Annotated in this window: 3 protein-coding genes; all 3 read left to right on the forward strand. The window is 66.1% G+C overall.

Features of this window, described 5'->3' with window-relative positions:
• Nucleotides 1-1,367, forward strand: a 1,367-nt coding sequence (locus ACY693_RS16525) for a putative inorganic carbon transporter subunit DabA (RefSeq protein WP_462322908.1), incomplete at its 5' end; no start/stop codon positions are given.
• A 106-nt stretch (nucleotides 1,368-1,473) separates the two neighbouring features.
• On the forward strand, nucleotides 1,474-2,451 hold the full coding sequence (locus ACY693_RS16530) for a PDC sensor domain-containing protein (protein ID WP_462322909.1): 978 nt from the start codon (nucleotides 1,474-1,476) through the stop codon (nucleotides 2,449-2,451).
• Between the two features lie 152 nt (nucleotides 2,452-2,603).
• Entirely contained in the window at nucleotides 2,604-3,545 is a 942-nt protein-coding gene (locus ACY693_RS16535; RefSeq protein WP_462322910.1) for a universal stress protein, read from the forward strand.
• Nucleotides 3,546-3,766 lie beyond the last annotated feature (221 nt).

Here is a 3,766-nt window from a genome sequence, read left to right on the forward strand (position 1 = left end):
CCCTGCTCAATGAGAATGGCCAGGGTGCCGACGCAAATGAGGAGGAAGAAGCACTTGCCACTCAGCGCCGCCGCACTGGCATCCTCAAGTCCTGGAAGGCCTTCAAGATGGGCGCCTCCAGCTGCTTCAGCTTCGTCGAGGCCGCGGGTCTGCTGCTCTATGCGCCGAAGATCATCGCCGACAGCTTCGGCTGGGGCCGACCGGTCGCAGCGCCCGACGATCTGCATCTGGACGAGCCGCAGGAGAAACGTGTCGGCCCGAGCCTGGACGTGCCCAATCACGGCGCCTGCTCCGGACACGGCTCGGATCACGGCTTGATGCAGCATCACGCACAGGGCCCAGCCATCGGCATCCCGGAGGCCGAGCGCGTCGACCTGGCCGAGGGCATCCTGCGCGCGATGTCGATGACCGACAACTTCGCCCGCCTGGTGCTCCTGGTCGGCCACGGCAGCACGGTGGTCAACAACCCGCACGCGACCGGTCTCGACTGCGGCGCCTGCGGCGGCATGACCGGCGAAGCGAGTGCACGGGTGGGTGCTGCACTGCTCAATGACCCCAAGGTGCGCCAGGGGGTCGCCGAGCGTGGCATCCGCGTCCCGGACGACACCTGGTTCATCGGCGCGCAGCATGACACCTGCGTCGATGAGATCCGGCTCTACGACACCGGGGTGCTGCCGGGCGAGTACGCAGAGGAGCTGGCCCAGCTGCGCAGCTGGCTGCAGCAGGCTGGTGAGCTGACGCGGCTCTCGCGCTCTGCGCTGCTCGGGCTCGAGCACCGCTCGCGGCAGGCGATCACCGCCAACATCCGCCATCGCAGCCGCGACTGGTCGCAGGTGCGCCCGGAATGGGGCCTAGCCGGCTGCGCAGCCTTCATCGCCGCCCCGCGCGAGCGCTCCCGCGGGCTCGATCTCGGTGGTCGGACCTTCCTGCACGACTACGACTGGACCAGCGACAGCGGCTTCGGCGTACTCGAACTGATCATGACCGCGCCGATGGTGGTTGCGGCCTGGATCAACCTGCAGTACTACGGATCGACCACCGACAACCGGCGTTTCGGCAGCGGCAACAAGGTGCTGCACAACGTCGTTGGCGGCGCGATCGGCGTGCTCGAAGGCAACGCGGGCGACCTGCGCGTCGGCCTGCCGATGCAGTCATTGCACGACGGCAAGCGCTGGGTCCACGAGCCGATGCGCCTGAGCGTCTACCTGCAGGCACCGCAGGCCCCGATCGATGACATCATCGCTAAGCACCAGCTGGTGCGCGAGATGCTTGACAATGGATGGATGCACCTGTTCCGGATGGACGACGAGGGCGGTATCCAGCAGCGCATCCCAGCACAGGGCTGGCAGCCGGTGCCGACGCACTGATATGACGTCGACCTGAACCCTTGGAGGCCAGGGACGGCCAACGCGGACCCAGCTCGATTCCGAGTACATCGTTGCGGATGTCTATCTCACTAATAGGAGCAAGATCATGAGCGAGGCCCTACAAACCGCCATTGCCCGCCAGCGCATGCTCCTGCACGCGCGGCTATCGGACGCCCTGTCCCGGCTCGAGCCCGACTGCCGCGAGGCATGGGGGGATCAAACGGCATTGGAGCAGTCTTTAGGCGCGGCGATGGAGAGGCTGCCGTACTGCAAGTATCTCTACCTACTCGATCAGGAGGCCCGGCAGATCACCGCCAATGTCTCGCCCGGCGGTCTGCTGCCGGAGCACTTTGGCCGCGACCGCGCGGCGCGCCCCTACATGGCCGATGCCATCGCCGGCGCCGCCTTCTCGCTGTCGTCTGCCTATCTGAGCCGGAACAACCGGCGCCCGTCACTGACCGCGGTGCAGCGACTTACGCACGACGACGGCAGGCTGCTCGGCTACCTCGGCGCCGACTTCGACCTGCGCGACCTGCCCCTGACCCGTGAGCTCTGCCGGCAATCCGACCGATGGATGCAGCTCAAGGGCGATCCGGCGATTCGCGGCGCTCTGTTCTACCAGCAGCGTGTCGACAGCCTGATGGACGGGCGCATCGACGAGATCCTGGACCTGATCGCCGAGCTGATCCGCTCGCACGGCGTCTTCCACGGCAAGCTGCATTTCTCGAGCTCGCGCGCGACACTCTGGCTGCTGGATGACCCCTACCATTTCCGGGTGCTCGACTACGAGGACCTGAGCGATCCGGCGATCTGCCTGGCCTATGCGCAGCGCGCCTACCCCGACGAAGCGGCGATCCCGGCCGATCAGGTCAAGGCGGTCTTCGACCAGTTCCGCGAGCTGCGTGTGATGGATGAGAACATCTATCTGCGCTCGGGCTCGCTCAACATCATGAACGGGATCGTCTCGCTCAATTTCTCCTGCGACGGCTCACACTACATGCGCTGGGACGAGTTCCTCGACAAGCGGATGGACTTCTGGCTCGGCTCCTCGGCACCGACCTGCACCGAGCAGCCTGCCGCCTGAGTCCAGACTGGGAGTCGAGACTGGGAGCCGGGAGCCCAGGCTGGAGCGATACCAGCCCGCGCATGCGGGCTGCCACGGTCGGCAAGACCGCGGGATGAGACCGCGGGATGAGACTGGGGAATGAGACCGAGAGGCGAGACCAGGAGGCACCTATGCACAGACTCGAGCACATTCTTTACTTTGCTGATGGCGAGTTCGGGCCAACCAGCGCCTTTCGGCGCGCGGTCGCCTTGGCCGAGCGTCATCGCGCACGCCTGACCTTGATGGACGTCACCATCGAGTCGGGCTTCAACGCAGACCTGGTCAAGCGCTTTGGGCTCGGCGATGATGTCCAGCAGAGCGAGCAGCGCTATGCGGCACTGACCCATCTGGCCGAAGACGCGGTGCGCTCGCAACCACCGCGCTTGCGCGTAACGATCGGGACACCGTTCATCGAGGTGATACAGGCCGTGCTGCGCGACGGCCACGATCTGGTGCTGAAACCGGCACGTGCCCGTCCCGGACGCAACCTGTTTGCGAGCACCGACATGCACCTGCTGCGCAAATGTCCGTGCCCGGTCTGGATTGACCGCGAGCCAGCGCAACCCGAGACAACGGAGACCGTGCCACGCTGCCGACGTATCCTCGCCAGCGTCGACGCCATGCAGCCCGACACGACGGGGCTCATCCACCGTATCCTCGACAGTGCGGTCGCCGTCAAGGAGCAGGATGACGCACGACTCGATGTTGCCCATGCGTTCCAGCCCCGCTTCGGCGAGCTCTCGCCCGAGCGCACCCGGGCGGCATCCGACGCGCACCTCAGCGATGCGATCGCGCACCTGGAGCAGCGTCACGCCGAGGCGCTAAAGGACATCGCCAATGGCTACCGCGCACACCTCGCCGACGATAACCTGCATCTCTTGCGCGGCGAGCCGGCGTCACAGGTGCTGGCCAAGGCCGAGGCATTGGACAGCGATCTGATCGTGCTCGCCACGCTCAGCCGCCCACGCGAGCCGGGCCTCTTCATCGGCACCACGGCCGAGGACCTGCTCCAAGGCGCCCAGACCTCGGTGCTGGCGCTGAAGCCCGACGGTTTCGTCACGCCAGTGCAATAAGGCCAGCGCGGTAACACCGACGCAGCAACCTCCAGTGCAATAGAGTTGCCCGACGCTTCGAAGAGGACAAAGCCCACCGCAGATGACTGGTAAGCCAAGCGAGCCCACAACCTTTTGGACCCCAAACCACTTCGCCGAGCTGACCGGCGGCATTTGGCTGACCACGCCACACGACATCGGCACGTCGATAGCGGGCGTCGGCATCGACCGCCGCGGCCTCG

The organism is Halochromatium sp. (assembly GCF_054919635.1).